Here is a 17,553-nt window from a genome sequence, read left to right as displayed (position 1 = left end):
GTCTCTGAGGACGTCGCCGATCCCAGCGGAGGGAGCGGGTCGGCGCTCGCCGCAGGGCCGGTGGCGAGACCGGCGAGCAGCACGGCAGCGAGACCGACGGAGCTGAGGGGGACGAGGCGCGGCGCGCGACGGCGGCGTGTGGGCACGGCAGATCTTTCGAGAGGATTCGCGGCGGGCCGCGGCGGACACGGTGTCTGCATGCTAGCTGCGGGCGGAGGAGGGCTCACGGGGGCGGCGGTCGCGCCGGTTCCCCCGAACGGTGGGTACGACGGCGGGTGCGGACGCAGCGGAGGAGGGCAGGACGAGACTGTGCCGTCTCGGCAACGCGCACGGAACAAGCGCGACACTCCTCGTTCTCGGCGGATCCTTGCGCCCAGCGGCGAGAATCGCAGGATCCGCGCGTGCAAGACTGAGCGGGAGCGTGCGCCACCCCGTGATGATCCTCCGCGGACTCCGGCGCCACTGGACCCGGTCCGCTCATCCGCAGCCTTTCGCAGGAGGACTCGAATGACCGACACCGCCGTGCTTTCCGCCGCCCCGACCCGCACCCCCGTCGCCAAGACGATCCTGATGTGCCGACCCGAGCACTTCACCGTCGTGTACCGGATCAACCCGTGGATGGATCCGCAGGTCCCGACCGACACCGCGCTGGCCGTGCGCCAGTGGCAGACCCTCTACGACACCTACGTCGGCCTCGGCTTCGACGTGCAGCTGATCGACCCCGAGCCGGGCCTGCCCGACATGGTCTACGCGGCGAACGGCGGCTTCGTCATCGACGGCATCGCCTACGGCGCCTCCTTCACCTACCCGGAGCGCCAGCCGGAGGGCCCCGCGTACATGGACTGGTTCCGCGGCGCGGGCTTCGACGTGCGCGTCCCCGAGGAGGTCAACGAGGGCGAGGGCGACTTCCTCCTGGTCGGCGAGCGCATCCTCGCCGGCACCGGCTTCCGCTCCGCCTCCGACTCGCACGCCGAGGTCGCCCGCGTCTTCGGCCGCGAGGTCGTGACCCTCGAGCTCGTGAATCCGTCGTTCTACCACCTCGACACCGCGATCGCCGTTCTCGACGACCAGAACATCGCCTACCTGCCCAGCGCGTTCAGCGACGAGGGCAACCGCGTGCTGCAGGAGCTCTACCCCGACGCGATCCTCGTGTCGGAGGAGGACGCCTCCGTCCTCGGGCTCAACTCCTTCTCGGACGGACTGCACGTCGTCATCGCCTCGCGCGCCGTCGGCTTCGAGCGCCAGCTCCGCGAGCGCGGCTACGAGCCCATCGGCGTCGACCTGTCCGAGCTGCTGCTCGGCGGCGGCGGCGTGAAGTGCTGCACGCTCGAACTGCGCCGCTGACCCCCGACCTCGAGAGGACCGAGATGAGCATCCTGGACACCACCACCACCGCCTCCGCCGCCCTGATCGCCGAGGAGGAGGCGCACGCCGCGCACAACTACCACCCGCTGCCCGTCGTCGCCGCCACAGGCCGGGGCGCGTGGATCACCGACGTCGAGGGGCGCCGCTACCTCGACTGCCTGGCCGCCTACTCCGCCGTCAACTTCGGCCACTCGCACCCGGTGCTCCTGGCCGCGGCCCGCGATCAGCTCGACCGCGTCACGCTCACCAGCCGCGCGTTCCACAACGACCGGCTCGGCCCGTTCGTCACCGCGCTCGCGGCGCTCGCCGGCAAGGACATGGTCCTGCCGATGAACACCGGGGCGGAGGCGGTCGAGTCCGGCATCAAGGTCGCCCGCGCCTGGGGCTACCGGGTCAAGGGAGTGACGCCGGGACGCGCGAACATCATCGTCGCCGCCGGCAACTTCCACGGGCGCACGACCACGATCGTCTCGTTCAGCGACGACGCGGAGGCGCGCGACGGCTTCGCTCCGTTCACTCCCGGATTCCGCACGGTGCCGTTCGGCGACGCGGCGGCGCTGGAGGCGGCGATCGACGAGGACACCGTCGCCGTGCTGATCGAGCCGATCCAGGGAGAGGCCGGCATCGTCGTGCCGCCGGCCGACTACCTGCCCGCGGTCCGCGAGATCACCGCTCGCCGGAACGTGCTCTTCATCGCCGACGAGATCCAGTCGGGTCTCGGCCGCACCGGTGCGACCTTCGCCTGCGACCTCGTGGGAGTCGTCCCCGACGTCTACCTGCTGGGCAAGGCGCTCGGCGGCGGCATCGTGCCGGTCTCGGCGGTCGTCGCGAACGCCGACGTGCTCGAGGTGCTGCAGCCCGGTCAGCACGGCTCGACCTTCGGAGGCAACCCGCTCGCCGCCGCCGTGGGCCTCGCGGTCGTCGAGATGCTCGCCACGGGCGAGTACCAGGCGCTCGCCGTCGCCCGCGGCGCTCAGCTGCACGCGCGCCTCACCGCCCTGATCGGCCGCGGCGTCGTCTCCGTGCGCGGTGCCGGACTCTGGGCGGGCATCGACATCGACCCCGACCTCGCCTCCGGACGGGCGGTCTGCGAAGCGCTGATGGAACGCGGAGTGCTGGCCAAGGACACGCACGGATCGACGATCCGCCTCGCCCCGCCGCTCGTGGTGACCGAGGAGGAGATCGACTTCGCGGTCGACGAGCTGGAGGCGGTGCTCGACGGACTGCGCTGAGCGGGGCCCGCGCTGACCGGGGCCGGCGCTGACCGAGGGCGCTGACGGGGCCGGCGCTGACCGAGGCCCGCGGAGGCGCTGTCAACCCACTCCCAGGAAGGGGAGCCGACCGGGACCCTTGCACGATGGATGACAGGGTGCTGACGACGACCGCGTCGAGTCCGCACCCGGTGCGACGGCGGGGACGGGAGTCCCCGCTCGATCCGGCGCTGCGGCGTCGACCCTCTCTCCACTCGCGTCGCGCCCTGGACCCCGCCGCGAGACCCACCACCGGATCGGCAGTGGTCGACGTGAACGAACCCGAACAGCTCCCCGTCCCTCCCGAGCGCGTGCTCCGCGACCTCCTCGACGCGTTCGACCCGTCGGGTGCGGCCGACGCGGGGTTCGCCGCGCACGTGCTCGGCCACGTGCGCGAGGCGCTCGCGCTGACCGAACGGCGCCGGATGCCGACCCTCATCTGGCCGCGGACGGCGGTCGACGAGGTGCCGGACGCGCCGCCGGTGCCGCCCGGGGCGCTCTGACCGGCGGAGCATCGGCTGGGGACGGCTCCATCGGCTGCCCGTCGATGCCCCCTGCTCCCGGCCGACGTCCTCCGTGTGCGCGGGATCGGGCGGGCGGACGGCGACTGCTCGGCGCGAACGGGATGCAGAACGTCGGCCAGGAGTGGCCGTCGGCCACGATCGTGGCCGAGTGGCCCTCCCGACCGACGTTCTGCGGGTCAGTCCCCGTCCCGGACCGTCGAGAGCGGCTCCGTGATGCTCTCGAGGCTGCGGCGCTCGGCGTCGACCCCGAAGATCAGCGCCACGACTCCGCCCACGATCATCACCCCGGCCCCGACGAAGTAGCCGATGGTCAGCGGACCGCGATCGCTGCCGTCGCCGATCAGCACGCCGTACAGGGTGGGAGCGATCGCGCCGGCGATCTGGCCGAGCGTGAAGAAGTACGAGATGGCCTGGCTGCGCAGCTCCAGCGGGAAGATCTCGCTCACCGTGAGGTAGGCGCTCGAGGCGCCCGCGGAGGCGAAGAAGAAGGACACGCACCAGAGGATCGTCTGCGTCGTCGCGGTCAGCACGTCCATGCTGAACAGCACGGCCGACAGGGCGAGCACCGCTCCCGAGACGCCGTAGGTGAGGAAGATCATCTTGCGCCGGCCCCACACGTCGAAGAGGTGGCCGAGCACCAGCGGGCCGATCAGGTTGCCGATCGCGAACGGGAAGAAGAAGTACGAGACGGCGCTCTGCTCCACGTCGTAGAAGTTCTCGAGCACCAGCGCGTAGGTGAAGAAGATGGCGTTGTAGAGGAAGGACTGCGTGACCATCATGGTCGCGCCCACCAGCGTCCGCTTCGGGTACTGCCGGATGAGGACCCGCGCGATCGTGCGGAAGGGGATGCTCTCGGTGGCCTTGACCGTGATCGCCTTCGCGTCGTCGACCGGCTCGAGCACGCCCCCCTCCTTCTCCACGCGCCGCTCGATCTCGTCGACCGTGCGCTCCGCCTCCTCCTCGCGGCCGTGCGTCATCAGCCAGCGCGGGCTCTCGGGGATGTGCCGGCGGAGGTAGATGATCGCGAGGCCCAGGATCGGGCCGAGGAAGAAGCCGAGCCGCCAGCCGACGTTCTCGGCGAAGAGCTCGTCGTTGAGGAAGAAGAGGTTGGCCGCGGAGCCCAGCGCCGCACCGCCCCAGTACGTGCCGTTGATCGCGATGTCGACGCGTCCGCGGTACTTCGAGGGGATCAGCTCGTCGATCGCGGAGTTGATCGCCGCGTACTCGCCGCCGATGCCCATGCCCGCGAAGAAGCGGAACACGGCGAGGAACGCGTAGTTCGGCGAGAGCCCCGCGATGCCGCTGGCGAGGAGGTAGATCACCAGCGTCAGGATGAAGAGCTTGCGGCGTCCCAGCTTGTCGCTCAGCCGGCCGAAGATCAGTGCGCCCGCGATCTGGCCGACCAGGTAGACCGTGCCCAGCACGCCGACCTGGGCGGCCGAGAGGTCGAACTCCTTCGCGAACCCGGCGCTCGCGACGATCTGGATCTCGAGGCCGTCGAGGACCCAGGAGAAGCCGAGGCCGACGACGATCGACCAGTGGAACCGGGTCCACGGGAGCCGGTCTATCCGGGCGGGGACGAGGCTCCGGACGGGGCCCCGAGGGGTGTCGGTGGTCGACATGGCGCACGCCTTCCTGTCGCCCCGGTTCGCTCGGTGCAGCCCTCATCCGGTCGCGGCGAGACCTGACGATAGCCCTGCGGCGGATTCGTATCGCCGGGCTATCGGAGTGGTGCCGTGCGGGTGTAGAACAGTGCGTTTCGGGATGCATGGCTCCTCCCCACCGGCCGCTCCGCACTCGTCTCCACCGGCTCGTCCACCCCGGAGCCCGTGCAGGGACGGCTTGGCTAGGTTGAGTCCATGATCGTCGCGACGCCCGCGGGCACCCCCTCCTACGTCCTCAGCGAAGGCCCCGTCTGGGACGCCTCCACCGGCCGCCTCACCTGGGTCGACATCGAGTCCGGAGCGGTGCTGTCGGCGCCGCTCGGGGCCGAGGGCGGCCTGGGCGCCGTCTCCCGCTCGGACGTCGGCGAGCAGGTGGGCTGCGCGCTGCCGCTGGGCGACGGGCGCGTGCTCGTCGCGCTGACCCGCCGCCTCGCGATCCTCGAGGTCGACGGGTCTCTCACGCGCGGCTCCGAGCTGCTGCCCGAGGGGCACCGCTTCAACGACGGCTCGATCGACCCGCAGGGCCGGCTCGTCGTCGGCTCGCTGACCCTCGGCGAGTCCGTCGGCGACGACGTCCTGCTGCGCCTCGAGCACGACGGATCCGTCACCGTCCTCGATCACGACCTGCGGCTCTCGAACGGGCTCGGCTGGTCACCGGACGGCACGGTGATGTACTCGATCGACACCGAGTCCGGCGTGGTCTTCCGCCGGCCGTACGTCGACGGGTCGCACGGAGCACGCGAGACGTTCGTCGAGCTCGAGGAGGGCGTCTTCGCCGACGGGATGACCGTCGACGCCGACGGTCGCCTGTGGGTCGCGATCTGGGGCGGCTCCGGAGTGCGGGTCTACGACTCCGAGGGGCGCCTGGTCGACGGCGAGGGCATCGAGATCGACGCGCCGCACTCCTCGAGCATCGCCTTCGCGGGCGAGGGGCTCGACGTGGCGGTGGTGAGCTCGGCGTCGCGCGACCTCTCGGCCGACGAGCGGGCGGCGCACCCGTTCGCGGGCGGGCTCTGGCTCGCGCGGCCGGGGGCGCGCGGGCTCCCGGCGACGCGGTGGGTCGAGACGCGGCTGCCGTGAGGGGTCGAGACGCGGCTGCGGTGAGGGGCGCAGGGGTGCTCGGCTCGGCTCCCTGCGACTCCGTCGCCGCGGGACGCGGGGGCTAGGCGCTCGGCTCGGTCGGCTCCACGGAGGTCGACGAGGCCGGCTGCGGCGTGAGCGTCACGCGCGAGATGCGGTAGCGGTCCGTCTCGGCGACGCGGAGGAGGTGCTCGCCGACGACGATCGAGTCGCCCACCACGGCCACCCGGCCGATGCGGTCGAGGATGTAGCCGCCGACCGTCTCGTAGGGTCCGTCGGGCAGCTCGACGCCGAGCATCTCCTCGAGGTCCTCGAGGATCATGCCTCCGTCGAGGTCGTGCAGCTGCTCGGCCGCCTTCGCGTCGACCTCCTGCCGGGCACCGTCGTACTCGTCGTAGATCTCGCCGACCAGCTCCTCGAGCAGGTCCTCGAGCGTGATGATGCCGTCGGTCCCGCCGTACTCGTCGACGACGACGGCGATCTGGTGGCCGTCCTGCCGCATGGTGCGCAGCGCGGCGAGCACCTTCGTCGATCCCGGCACCGCGAGGATCGGACGGGTGATGTCGGCGACGCTGCTGGCGGTGCCCTCCTGGGCGGCGTCCGGGTACGCGGCCATCAGGTCGCGCACGTGCACGAATCCCAGCACGTCGTCGCGGTTCTCGCCCACCACGGGGTAGCGGGAGTGCGGCTGATCGAGGACGGCGCGGTAGCCCTCCTCGAGCGGGAGCTCGCCGCGGAGGAAGTCCACGTCCGGTCGCGGGCGCATGACCTCGGCGACACGGCGGTCGTCGGCGCGGAAGATGTCGGTCAGCAGGCGGCGGCTGTCCTCGTGGATCTCGGTGTTGCTCGAGATCATGTCGCGCACCTCGTCGGCCGAGACGCTCTCGCCCTTCTCGCGCGGGTCGGCTCCGAGCAGGCGCACGACGCCGTCGGTCGAGACCGACAGCAGCCAGATGACGGGGCGCATCAGGCGCGCGAACCCGTTGAGCGGCGGGGCCAGGACCTTCGTGAACGCGACCGACTTCTGCATCGCGAGGCGCTTGGGCACCAGCTCGCCGAGCACGAGCGAGAGGTAGGCGATGACCAGCGTGAGGCCGATGAAGGCGACGGTCGACGCGACTCCGGCGGACAGGCCCAGAGCCTCGAGCGGCGGGGCGAGGTCGGGCGCGATGGTCGACGCTCCGTAGGCGGACGAGAAGAAGCCGGCCAGCGTGACGCCGATCTGCACGGCCGAGAGGAACGTGTTGGGGTTGCGCACGAGGGCCGCGATGCGGGCGCCGCGCTCGCCCTGCGCCTCGATCGCGCGGACCTGGCTCTCGCGGAGGCTGACGATCGCCATCTCGGTGCCGGCGAACACTCCTCCGATCAGCACGAACAGGACGACGAGGCCGATGTTGAGAAGGGTGTCGAGATCCACGGAGCAACAGTAGGGACACCCGCCGTGAGAACGCCTCGTGGATTCTCAGGGGTGCGCTGAGCGGCCGACACCCCCTTCGAGTACGCAGGAGTTGTCGTACTGGGTGCTCGAGTACGACGGCTTCTGCGGAGTCGCCGGTCGGGTGGCTTCAGGCACGGCGAGCACGGCCCCGAGTACGCAGGAGTTGTCGTACTGGGTGCTCGAGTACGACAACTTCTGCGGAGTCGGAGTCGGAGTCGGAGTCGGAGTGGGCGCCGGTCAGACGAGGCGGCGGGAGCCGTCCGACAGCAGGCGGAACCAGCGGCCGCCGTAGCCGTCGACCGGGATCGACACCGCGCCGTCGTCGGCGACCGGGTACTCCTCCGAGCTGAGCGAGTCGACCAGGCGCGCGCCCGGCTGCACGTCGGGCAGGGTCAGCGCCGCCGTCCGCGGGCTCGACGCGAAGTTGTGCACCGCGACGGTCGAGCCGGTGGACGCCGACATGCGGTGCGCGAAGACGCTCGGCTCGTCGGCAGGCAGGTGCGTGTACTCGCCCCAGCCGATCTCAGGGGAGCGGCGGTAGAGCCACGCGAGGCCCTTCAGGTGCGCGAGCAGCGACTCCGGCGCCTTGAGCTGGTCGGCGGCGTTCACGTGCTCGGGGCCGAAGCCGTCCCCGGTGACGGGCGCGATCAGATCCGACGCGTCCGCCCGCGAGAAGCCGCCGTTCGCGGCCGAGCTCCACTGCATCGGGGTCCGGACGGCGCTGCGGCCCGTGATGGACGGGTTCTCGCCCATGCCGATCTCCTCGCCGTAGTAGAGCACCGGGGCGCCCGGGAGCGAGAACAGCAGGCTGTAGACCATGCGGAGGCGGCGGGGGTCGCCGCCCAGCATCGGCGGGAGGCGGCGGACGATGCCGCGTCCGTGGATCCGCTGCGACTCGTCCGGGGCGAACGCTGCGAAGACCTCGTCGCGCTCCGAGTCCTCGAGCTGATCGAGGGTCAGCTCGTCGTGATTGCGCGCGAAGTTCGCCCACTGGCTGCCGACCGAGATCTCGGGACGGCTCGCCAGAGCCTCCGCGAGCGGCGTCGCATCGCCGCGGGCGAGCGCCAGGTAGAGGCGCTGGTTCGCGACGAAGTCGAACTGCATCGAGAGCTCGTCGGCGTCGGATCCGCCGAAGAAGGCGAGCTGCTGCTCGCGGCTCACGTTGACCTCGCCGAGCATCATCGCCTCGCCCGAGCGGCGCGAGACGAAGCGGCGCAGCAGGCGGAGCCACTCGTGCTCGTCGTGCGCGCCGGGCTCGATCAGGAACGGGACCGCGTCGACGCGGAAGCCGTCGACTCCGAGCTGCAGCCAGAACCCGACCAGCTTCGCGATCTCGTCCCGCACCGCCGGGTTGTCGGTGTTGAGGTCGGGCTGGTGCCGGTAGAAGTTGTGCAGGTAGTACTGGCCGGCCTCCTCGTCGAGGGACCAGACGCCGTCCTCGACGTCGGGGAACACGTTCTCGGGCTGGTCGGTCGGCGGCTCGTCGCGCCAGACGTAGTAGTCGCGGTAGGGGCTGTCGGGGGAGGACCGCGCGGCCCGGAACCAGGGGTGCTGGTCGGACGTGTGGTTCACGACCAGGTCGATGATCACGCGCAGGCCGCGGTCGTGCGCCGTGCGGATCACCTCGACGACGTCGCCGTGGTGGCCGTAGCGCTCGTCGACGCCGAAGAAGTCGCTGATGTCGTAGCCGTTGTCCTTGCCCGGCGAGGGGAAGAACGGGGCGAGCCAGAGGCAGCTGACGCCGAGCTCGGCGAGGTAGTCGATGCGGTGGGCGAGACCCTCCAGGTCGCCGACGCCGTCGTCGTTCCAGTCCATGAAGGTCTTCACGTCGAGGTTGTAGTAGACGGCGGAGCGCCACCACAGGTCGCTGGTGTCGGTCAGTCTCATGCGGAGCGCTCCTGGAAGTCGGGGAGGACGGTGGTGCCCATCGCGTCGAGGAACTCGTTCTGCTCCTTGCCGACGTGGTGGAGGTAGACGCGGTCGGCGCCGCAGTCGGCGGAGAGGGCGATCGCGTCCGAGAGCTCCTGCGCGGAGTCGGTGCAGAGCACGGATTCGGCGACCTGGTCCTCGGTCGTGCGCTCGGCGGCGAGGTCGAAGTGCTCGGTGGTGTCGAGGTCCCAGCAGAGCGGCGGCTCGAAGATGTTGGTGCGCCACTGGTCGTGGGCGAGTGCGCGGGCGGCGGGCGCGCCTCCGCTCTGCGAGGGCACGTACGCCACCTGCGCCTGCACGATCACCTCGCCCCGGCCGCCCGCGTCGCGGTAGGCGGCGATGGTGCGGCGCAGCTTGTCCTCGGGCTGCGAGATGGTCGCGAAGCCGTCGGCCCACTCGGCGAGCCAGCTCGCGGTGGCGGCCGTCACTCCGGCTCCGACGAACGGCGGAGGGATCGCGGGCAGCGACCAGACGCGGGCCCGGTCGACCGTGACGAGGCCGCGGTGGCTGACCTCCTCGCCGGCGAGCAGGGCGCGCATGATGTCGACGCACTCGCGGAGGCGGGCGTTGCGCTCGGGCTTGGCGGGCCAGCGCTCGCCGGTGACGTGCTCGTTCATGGCCTCGCCGCTGCCGAGGGCGACCCAGAAGCGCCCCGGGTTCATGAGCTCGAGGGTCGCGGCGGCCTGCGCGATGATCACCGGGTGGTAGCGCTGACCGGGTGCGTTGACGACTCCGAAGCCCAGCGGGGTCGACGCGAGCGCGGCGCCGAGCCACGACCAGGCGAAGCCGGACTCGCCCTGCCGCGCGCTCCACGGCGTGAGGTGGTCGGAGCACATGCCCTCGGTGAAGCCGACCTCGCCGGCGCGCCGGGCGACGTCGAGAGCGGTGCGGGGGTCGAGCTGCTCGTGCGAGACGTGCAGGCCGATGGTGGGTGCGGGCATGGGGCGGCTCCGGAGGTCGAGGGCAGGGGGTCGTCCTGTCTCGACGGTAGGTGAGGGGCGGATTCGCGTCTGCTCGTTGATTTCTCAGGTTCGCGGTGTCGGTGGGGGGCGCGCGGGCTGGCGCCGCCGTGCTTCCTCCGAAGTCGCGGTGACGGCGCGCGCTTCCCGCAACTTCTGCGGAAGGGGGAAGCGCGCGAGGTCGAGTCCGCAGAAGTCGTCGTACTCGGGCTCGAGTACGACGACTTTCGAGGAGTGGAGTGCGAGAAGCGGGAGCCGTCCACCCCCGGAGCCGCACGCGCCGCGACCGTAGGGTGAGGGCATGCATCCCCTCGACGCCCGGGACCCGCTCGCGCAGTACCCCGAGCTCTTCGTCCGCACCCCCGAGGTGCGCTCCTACCTCGACGGCAACTCGCTCGGGCGGCCGCTGCGCGCAAGCATCGAGCGGCTCCAGCGCTTCGCCGAGGAGGAGTGGGGCGGCCGCCTCATCCGCGGCTGGTCCGAGAGCTGGCTCGAGATGCCGCTCGCCGTCGGCGACGCGCTCGGTGCCGCTGCCCTCGGAGCGGCGGCCGGGCAGACGGTCGTCGCCGACTCCACCACGGTGCTGCTCTACAAGCTCGCCCGCGCGGCTCTCGCCCACCAGCTGCCCCTCGGCCGCGACGAGATCGTGGTCGACAGCGACAACTTCCCGACCGACCGCTACGTGCTCGAGGGCATCGCGGCCGAGACCGGGGCGACGCTGCGCTGGATCCGATCCGCTCCGGATGCGGGGGTGCGGCCGGAGGAGCTCGCGCCGGTCCTCGGCGACCGCACCGCGCTCGTGCTGCTCAGCCACGTGGCCTACCGATCCGGCTTCCTCGCCGACGCGGCCGCGATCACCGCCCAGGCGCACGACGCCGGCGCGCTCGTGCTGTGGGACGCCTCCCACTCCGTCGGCTCCGTGCCGATGCAGCTCGACGCGTGGGGCGCGGACCTCGCCGTCGGCTGCTCCTACAAGTACCTCAACGGCGGTCCCGGCGCGCCGGCCTGGGCCTACGTCGCCGCACGGCACCAGGAGTCGCTGGCGCAGCCGATCCAGGGCTGGATGGGCGTCGCCGACATGTTCGAGATGGGCCCCGGCTACCGTCCCGCCGAGGGGATGCGGCGCTTCCTCAGCGGCACGCCGCCGATCACCGGGATGCTCGCGATGCAGGACATGATCGCGCTGATCGCGGAGGTGGGGATGCCCGCGATCCGCGCCAAGTCCGAGGCGATGACGGCGTACGCGCTCGAGCTGCTCGACGAGTGGCTGGTGCCGCTCGGCGCCCGCGTGGCGACTCCGCGCGACCCCGCCGCCCGCGGCTCGCACATCACCGTCGATCACGAGAAGTCCGCCGAACTGGTGCCGCGGCTGCAGGCGAGGGGCGTGATCCCCGACTTCCGGAACCCGGACGGCATCCGGATCGGGCTGTCACCCCTGTCGACGACGTTCGCCGAGCTCGAGCTCGGCCTCGCGGAGGTGCGCGACTCGCTGCGCTGAGCGCGCTGCCGGACGGCGCCCCGCCCTTCGGTCGCGACCTGCCCTGCCCCTCCCTTCGGCGACCTGTCAAGCGGCCTCCGCTGCGCGCCCCGCATGCCTAGCGTCGAACAGTGGCCGCGAGCCGCGCGGCCGCCGCGAGGAGGGCATCCGATGGGTTTCTGGGGACAGCACGACGCCGGGCGCGAGACCAGGCCGGTCGACGAGCCGGTCGGCGAGCTCGAGCTGGTGCACGCGTTCGAGAGCGGGCCGATGCCCACCGGGGTGAGCGTCTCGCACACCGGGCGGATCTTCGTGAACTTCCCGAAGTGGGGCGACGAGGTGCCCGCGACGGTCGTCGAGCTGCGCGACGGAGTGGCGGTGCCGTTCCCGAGCGAGGAGTGGAACAGCCCGCGGGGCGACGACGACGAGACCGCGCTCGTCTCGGTGCAGAGCATCGTCGTCGATCCGGCCGACCGGCTGTGGATCCTGGACACCGGCAGTCCGCTGTTCCAGCCCACGAAGCGGGGCGGACCCAAGCTCGTCTGCGTCGACCTCGCGACCGACACGGTCGAGAAGGTCATCGTCTTCGAGCCCGACGTCGCCCTGCCGACGACCTACCTCAACGACGTGCGCTTCGATCTGCGCCGCGGAGTCGCGTACATCACCGACTCCGCCGACTCCGGCCCCAACGGGCTGATCGTGGTCGACCTCGAATCGGGCACGGCCTGGCGCCGCCTGCACGAGCACCCCTCGACGAAGGCGCTCACGCCACCCGAGATGGTGGCCGTGGCGGAGGGGCGCGTGCTGATGAAGCGACCCGAGGACGGCGATCCGCAGCCCGTCACCATGGGCGCCGACGGCATTGCGATCTCGGCCGACGGCGAGCGGCTCTGGTACTGCCCGCTCGTCTCGCGGCGCTGGTGGAGCGTGTCGACGGCGGCGCTGGCGGACCGGGCGGTGTCCGACGACGAGGTCGCGGCGACGGTCGTCGACGAGGGCGACAAGGGCGGCGGATCCGACGGACTCGAGACCGACGCGCTCGGCCGCTTCTACGCCACCGACTACGAGCACAACGCGATCCTGCGCCGGCGCACCGACGGCGTGCTCGAGACGCTGGTCCACGACGAGCGGATGCTGTGGCCCGACACGATGTCGGTCGCGACGGACGAGCACCTCTACTTCACGGCGAACCAGCTGCACCGCCAGGCCGACTACCAGGGCGGAGTGGACCTGCGGGCGTATCCGTACTCGCTGTTCCGTGTCGCGATCGGGGCGGGGCCGGTGCTGCTGCGGTGAGGGCGGTGGTGGGTCTCGATACGCCGCCGGTGGCGGCTACTCGACCAGCAGAGCTTGCTGATCGAGTAGCCCGCGGAGCGGGCGTATCGAGATCCCTGTCTTCCGGGGTCGGTGGGTCTCGATACGCCGCCTGCGGCGCTACTCGACCGGCAGGGGCCGCTTGCTGATCGAGTAGCGCGCGGAGCGGGCGTATCGAGATCCCGCGTGCGCCGGGAGTCAGCGGGCCCTGCGGGTCTGCCGGGCGTTCTCCTTCTGCAGGGCCTCGACGAGCTCGTCCTTCGTCATGCGCGAGCGGCCGGAGATCTCGAGGCGCTTGGCGAGGTCCAGCAGGTGCGCCTTCGTGGCGTTCGCGTCGACTCCGCCCGCCGTCTCGCCGCCGCCGTCGGTGCCGCGCTCGGCGGCACGCGAGTCGGACGGACCCCTCTCGTCCTTGCGCTCCCAGTGGTCGCCGACCTTCTCGTACTCGTGCTTTAGCGCGGCGAAGGCGGTGCGGTGGGCGCGCTCGCCCTCTCCGTAGCTCTCGACGGCGGAATCGTGCGCCGCCGACCAGAGGTCCTGCGCGTGCTTCTCGGAGCGCTCGATGGTCGACGGGATCTCGTCGCGTGCGGGCATGAGTGCCTCCCTCTCGTCCCCTTCGACGCTACGACCCGCTCCCCGCCGAATCACCCCGTTGACTGCCCGCGAGATGCCACTCCGGTACGCCCGCGTCGGCGTGTCGCGTACCGGAGTGGCATCTCGTGCAGACGTCAGCCCAGCAGGCGCTCGCGCACGAAGTCGCTCGCGAAGCGTCCGGAGGGATCCCACTCGCCGACCAGCGCGCGCCACTCGGGCAGGTGCGGGTAGAGCGGGGCGATCTCGTCGGCTCCCGCCAGGAAGTGCTTGCCCCAGTGCGGTCGGGCGCCGAGCGGCAGCAGCGCGCCCTCGACGGCGGGCAGCACGGCGTCGACTCCGGCGCGGTCCTTCGCGAAGGTGAAGTGGATGCCGACGCTGTCGCGCCCGGACGCCGGCGAGAGCCACTGGTCGTCGCCCGCCATGGTGCGCAGCTCCGTGATCAGCAGGACCTCGTCGATCCGGTCGCCGATCGCGCGCAGAGCGACGATCGCCTCGCGGATGCGGTCGCGCGGCACCATGTACTCGCTCTGGATCTCGTCGCCCGCGCTCGGCTCGCGATCGAGGCGGAAGTGCGGCAGGCGCTCGGACCACGGCCCGACCGACCCGCCGAACGGGTTCAGGTTGGAGTCCACTCCCTCCGACACGGCGAAGAGGCTCGCGGAGGCGGCGACCGCGCCCAGGTGCGTCGCGTCGACGTCGGCGACGCTCCCCTTCTCGACCTTCGTCTTCAGCCACAGCTGCTCGACGGTCGGGCTCGACCAGTGCGTCATGAGGCTGACGCTGTAGGCGGAGGAGGTGATCGCGTCGAAGTCGTCGAGCACGCGGTCCCAGGGCAGGTCGACGAACGCGTCCTGCCGGACGTCGAACGTGGGCTGGATGTCGAGGGTGACGCGGGTCACGATGCCGAAGGCGCCGAGTCCGACGACCACGCCCTCGAAGCCGGGCTCGCCGCGGCGGATCGTGCGGAGCGAGCCGTCGGCGGTGACGATCTCGAGCGCCGAGACGGCGGAGGAGAGGTTGGCGTTGCGGTCGCCGGACCCGTGGGTGCCGGTCGAGATCGCACCGGCGACCGAGATGTGGGGGAGCGAGCCCATGTTGTGCAGGGCGTAGCCGGCGGCGTGCAGGTGCGACGCGACGATGCCGTAGCGCGTCGATCCGCCGACCGTGATCGTGCTCGCCTCGGCGTCGATGAGCGGTTCGGGCGCGATCCGGCCCAGGTGCACCAGGGTGCCGGGGGTGTCGGGCAGGGCGTTGAAGGAGTGGCGGGTCCCGAGGGCGCGGATCCGGTCGCTCGAGCGGACCAGGGACTGCACCTCCTCGATCGACTCGGGCTCGAGGATGTCGGCGGCGTGGTACTCGTACGTGCCCGCCCAGTTGCTCCGTTGCGTCATGACTCCATTGTGCCGGTGCCCGCTCCGTTTTGTTGCCGTGTGCAACGAATCTGGACGCGGGGAACGGGCGCGGGAGGGGTGGCGAAGCGATCGTGGCCGAGTGGACCTGTACCGGGCGTCCGCCTCGACTCGGACCCCGGTCCGGGGCGAGTCGTGTGCTGGGTAGGTGCGAGTGGGCGCGGAGCGGGGCTGGCTCGCGCGTGCATCCCGTTTCTCGGCGAGTCGTGTGCTGTGCGGGAGGCGAGTGGTCGCGGAGCGGGGGCTGGCGCGCGTGTACACCCCGGTTCGGGGCAGGTCGAGTGTTGCGCCGGAGTCGAGTGGTCGCGGACCGGGGCCCGGCGCGCGCGTGAACCCCGGTTCGCCGCCTCCCGTTGCCGCGCGGACGCCGACCGGGGCCCGGTTCCCGCTCCGCGCCCGCTCTTCCTGCGCCGCCCCGGGGGCCGCGCCGCGGCCCTCAGTACTCGATGCGCCCGCGCCGGTCGTGGAACTCCCCGGTCGGGCCCTCGGCGCCGAGCAGGGCGAGCGCGACGGTCGCGTCGGTCCCCTCCGTCACCGTCTGGTGCCCGCTGTTGCCGTTGAAGTCGGTCGCCGTGTAGCCGGGGTCGCTCGCGTTGATCCGCATCGCCGGCAGGTTCTTCGCGTACTGCACGGTCAGCGCGATCACGGCGGCCTTCGACGCCGCGTAGGGCACCGCGAGCACGGGGAACTCGTCGTGACCCTCTGTCGACAGGGAGCGCGGCCAGCCGACGCCCGACGCCACGTTGACGATCACGGGGGCGGAGGAGCGGCGCAGCAGCGGCAGCGCGGCCTGCGTCACCCGCACGAGGCCGACCACGTTGGTCTCGAGCACGCTCGCCATCGCCTCCGCCGAGAGGTCGTCGACTCCGAACGAGGTGCCGAGCACGCCGGCGTTGTTCACGAGGACGTCGAGGGACGGGAGCGAGGCGAGGGCGGAGTCGACGCTCGCCTGGTCGGCGACGTCGAGCTGCACGACGTGGGCGCCCAGCGCGCGGACGTCGTCGCCCGTCGCGGGGTCCCGCATTCCGGCGAAGACGGTGTGGCCGGCCTCGAGGAGGCGGCGGGCGGTCTCGAGTCCGAGGCCGCGATTGGCCCCGGTGATCAGTGTCGTTGTCATGTCCCCAGCGTGCGGCACGTCGACGCCGGCGCCCAGGTACCGCTCGACAGGGGGACCACCGGTACCAGGACCGGCGCCCGCGAACGGAGGACGATGGGGGCATGAGCGAGTTCGCGAGTGTCCTGCGGTCCTGGCGCGAGCGCGTCCGCCCGGCCGAGGTCGGCCTGCCCGCCGGGTCCGGCCGCCGCACCGCCGGGCTGCGGCGCGAGGAGCTCGCCGCGCTCGCCGGGGTGAGTGTCGACTACATCGTCCGACTCGAGCAGGGGAGGGCCGTGAACCCGTCGGCTCAGCTGCTCGGCGCGCTCGCCGTCGCCCTGCGGCTGTCGGAGGAGGAGCGCGATCACCTCTTCCGGGTCGCCGGAGTCGCGCCGCCGACGCGCGCGCAGGTCCCGCGCCACATCACTCCCGGCGTGCAGCGGATCGTCGACCGGCTCGGCGACGTGCCGCTCGCCGTCTTCAGCGCCGCGCACGACATCCTGCTGTGGAACCCGCTCTGGGCCGCGGTGAACGGCGACCCCTCGGCGCTCACGGGGCTCGACCGCAACCTGGTGTGGCGGCACTTCACGCAGGGGCACGTGGGCACGGACTTCGACGAGCGGCACGAGGAGGAGTTCGCGGCGGACCTGACGGCGGACCTGCGCACCGCGGTGGGCCGCTACCCGGACGACCGCGCGCTCGCGCAGCTCGTGACGCGTCTGCTGGCCGAATCATCGGACTTCGCCCGCCGCTGGTCGGAGGCGCGGGTCGCCGAGCACCGGTCGAGCCGGAAGACGCTCACCGCGACCCCGGTCGGACCGCTGACGATCGACTGCGACGTGCTGAGCGTGCCGGGCAGCGACCTGCGGATCGTCGTCTACACGGCCGCGCCCGGATCGAGCGACGAGGCGCGCCTCGACCTGCTGCGGGTGACGGGCCTGCAGGAGCTGGCGCCGGCCTGAGGCGCTCAGAGGCTCACCGCCGTCACCGTCGCGATCACCAGGTCGAACGCTCCGACGAGGGTGCCGAGAGAGCCGGCGAGCGCGGCGAGCACCCAGGCGTTCCGGCGTCGAGCCGCGGACCGGACCCGGTCCCGGAGGTCGAGGAACCACAGGAGGTGGTCGGTCGAGAGCTCCGGAGCCGAGCCGCTGCGAGACCACGTCCTCGGCTGGACGACCGCGTGACGGATGATCTCGGTCGACACGGCGCTCCGCGCAGGGTTCGCGTTCCGGCTGAGGAACGCCGCCAGCTCGCGGATCGTGATCACCGCGACGCCGTCCGGCGTGTTCCTGCGGGTGAGCTTCGCGCCCACGACCACGATGACGGCGAGCACGTCGACGCTCCCGCCGGTGGCCGTGCTCAGGAGACGCGCCGCGCGAGCGGCCTCGTGCCCCGAGTTGCGGAGGTAGGGGCGCCGCTGCCCGTTGACGAGGAGGGCCCTGGGGGAGACCCACACC

The 17,553-nt window shown here is 72.0% G+C and carries 14 protein-coding genes and 1 pseudogene; 7 read left to right on the top strand and 8 right to left on the bottom strand.

The features are described 5' to 3' along the window. Positions 1-507: 507 nt before the first annotated feature. From ddaH to NB037_RS14630, 3 genes are all read left to right on the top strand, one after another. Entirely contained in the window at positions 508-1,344 is an 837-nt protein-coding gene (ddaH, locus tag NB037_RS14640; RefSeq protein WP_251946905.1) for a dimethylargininase, read from the top strand. 23 nt (positions 1,345-1,367) lie between these two features. Further along, a complete protein-coding gene (gene rocD, locus NB037_RS14635; RefSeq protein ID WP_251946904.1) occupies positions 1,368-2,597 on the top strand; it encodes an ornithine--oxo-acid transaminase in 1,230 nt (409 codons plus the stop codon). Between the two features lie 290 nt (positions 2,598-2,887). Continuing rightward, entirely contained in the window at positions 2,888-3,118 is a 231-nt protein-coding gene (locus NB037_RS14630; protein WP_251946902.1) for a DUF2235 domain-containing protein, read from the top strand. A 197-nt stretch (positions 3,119-3,315) separates the two neighbouring features. Here NB037_RS14630 and NB037_RS14625 read toward each other — a convergent pair whose 3' ends face one another. After that, positions 3,316-4,761 (bottom strand): MFS transporter, encoded by a 1,446-nt coding sequence (locus NB037_RS14625; protein ID WP_251946900.1) that lies wholly within the window; start codon positions 4,759-4,761, stop codon positions 3,316-3,318. 237 nt (positions 4,762-4,998) lie between these two features. Here NB037_RS14625 and NB037_RS14620 point away from each other — a divergent pair, with 237 nt between their 5' ends. After that, entirely contained in the window at positions 4,999-5,883 is an 885-nt protein-coding gene (locus NB037_RS14620) for an SMP-30/gluconolactonase/LRE family protein (protein ID WP_251946898.1), read from the top strand. A gap of 82 nt (positions 5,884-5,965) precedes the next feature. Here NB037_RS14620 and NB037_RS14615 read toward each other — a convergent pair whose 3' ends face one another. The 3 genes from NB037_RS14615 to NB037_RS14605 all read right to left on the bottom strand — a co-directional run bounded on the left by NB037_RS14615 (position 5,966) and on the right by NB037_RS14605 (position 10,191). After that, a complete protein-coding gene (locus NB037_RS14615; RefSeq protein ID WP_251946896.1) occupies positions 5,966-7,300 on the bottom strand; it encodes a hemolysin family protein in 1,335 nt (444 codons plus the stop codon). A 258-nt stretch (positions 7,301-7,558) separates the two neighbouring features. After that, on the bottom strand, positions 7,559-9,208 hold the full coding sequence (locus tag NB037_RS14610; protein ID WP_251946894.1) for an alpha-amylase family protein: 1,650 nt from the start codon (positions 9,206-9,208) through the stop codon (positions 7,559-7,561). Continuing rightward, positions 9,205-10,191 (bottom strand): TIGR03885 family FMN-dependent LLM class oxidoreductase, encoded by a 987-nt coding sequence (locus NB037_RS14605; protein WP_251946893.1) that lies wholly within the window; start codon positions 10,189-10,191, stop codon positions 9,205-9,207. The genes NB037_RS14610 and NB037_RS14605 overlap by 4 nt, the downstream gene beginning before the upstream one ends. Before the next feature lie 319 nt (positions 10,192-10,510). On the opposite strand from NB037_RS14605, the gene NB037_RS14600 reads away from it, so the two are divergent. Then, the gene (locus tag NB037_RS14600) at positions 10,511-11,707 is read left to right on the top strand and encodes a kynureninase (protein ID WP_251946891.1); all 1,197 of its coding nucleotides are present in this window, start codon (positions 10,511-10,513) and stop codon (positions 11,705-11,707) included. 150 nt (positions 11,708-11,857) lie between these two features. Further along, a complete protein-coding gene (locus NB037_RS14595; RefSeq protein ID WP_251946889.1) occupies positions 11,858-12,982 on the top strand; it encodes an L-dopachrome tautomerase-related protein in 1,125 nt (374 codons plus the stop codon). A gap of 216 nt (positions 12,983-13,198) precedes the next feature. On the opposite strand, the gene NB037_RS14590 is transcribed toward NB037_RS14595, so the two are convergent. The 3 genes from NB037_RS14590 to NB037_RS14580 form a co-directional block, all read right to left on the bottom strand. Next, positions 13,199-13,594: a ChaB family protein gene (locus tag NB037_RS14590; protein WP_251946887.1), complete on the bottom strand. Its 396-nt coding sequence runs from the start codon at positions 13,592-13,594 to the stop codon at positions 13,199-13,201. Between the two features lie 134 nt (positions 13,595-13,728). Beyond that, a complete protein-coding gene (locus NB037_RS14585) occupies positions 13,729-14,985 on the bottom strand; it encodes a D-arabinono-1,4-lactone oxidase (RefSeq protein ID WP_251946885.1) in 1,257 nt (418 codons plus the stop codon). 454 nt (positions 14,986-15,439) lie between these two features. Continuing rightward, positions 15,440-16,120 (bottom strand): SDR family NAD(P)-dependent oxidoreductase, encoded by a 681-nt coding sequence (locus NB037_RS14580; protein WP_251946883.1) that lies wholly within the window; start codon positions 16,118-16,120, stop codon positions 15,440-15,442. Between the two features lie 101 nt (positions 16,121-16,221). On the opposite strand from NB037_RS14580, the gene NB037_RS14575 reads away from it, so the two are divergent. Beyond that, positions 16,222-17,058 carry a helix-turn-helix transcriptional regulator gene (locus NB037_RS14575; RefSeq protein WP_251946881.1) on the top strand — a complete coding sequence of 279 codons (837 nt, stop codon included), beginning with the start codon at positions 16,222-16,224 and terminating at the stop codon, positions 17,056-17,058. Between the two features lie 5 nt (positions 17,059-17,063). Here NB037_RS14575 and NB037_RS14570 read toward each other — a convergent pair. Continuing rightward, positions 17,064-17,553: pseudogene (locus tag NB037_RS14570) on the bottom strand (hypothetical protein); the annotation flags it as partial.

It is taken from the genome of Rathayibacter rubneri (assembly GCF_023743255.1).
In the GTDB taxonomy this organism is placed as follows: Bacteria; Actinomycetota; Actinomycetes; order Actinomycetales; family Microbacteriaceae; genus Rathayibacter; species Rathayibacter rubneri.
Note: the sequence above shows the minus strand (reverse complement) of the source record. Positions and strands in the feature narration are given on the sequence as shown.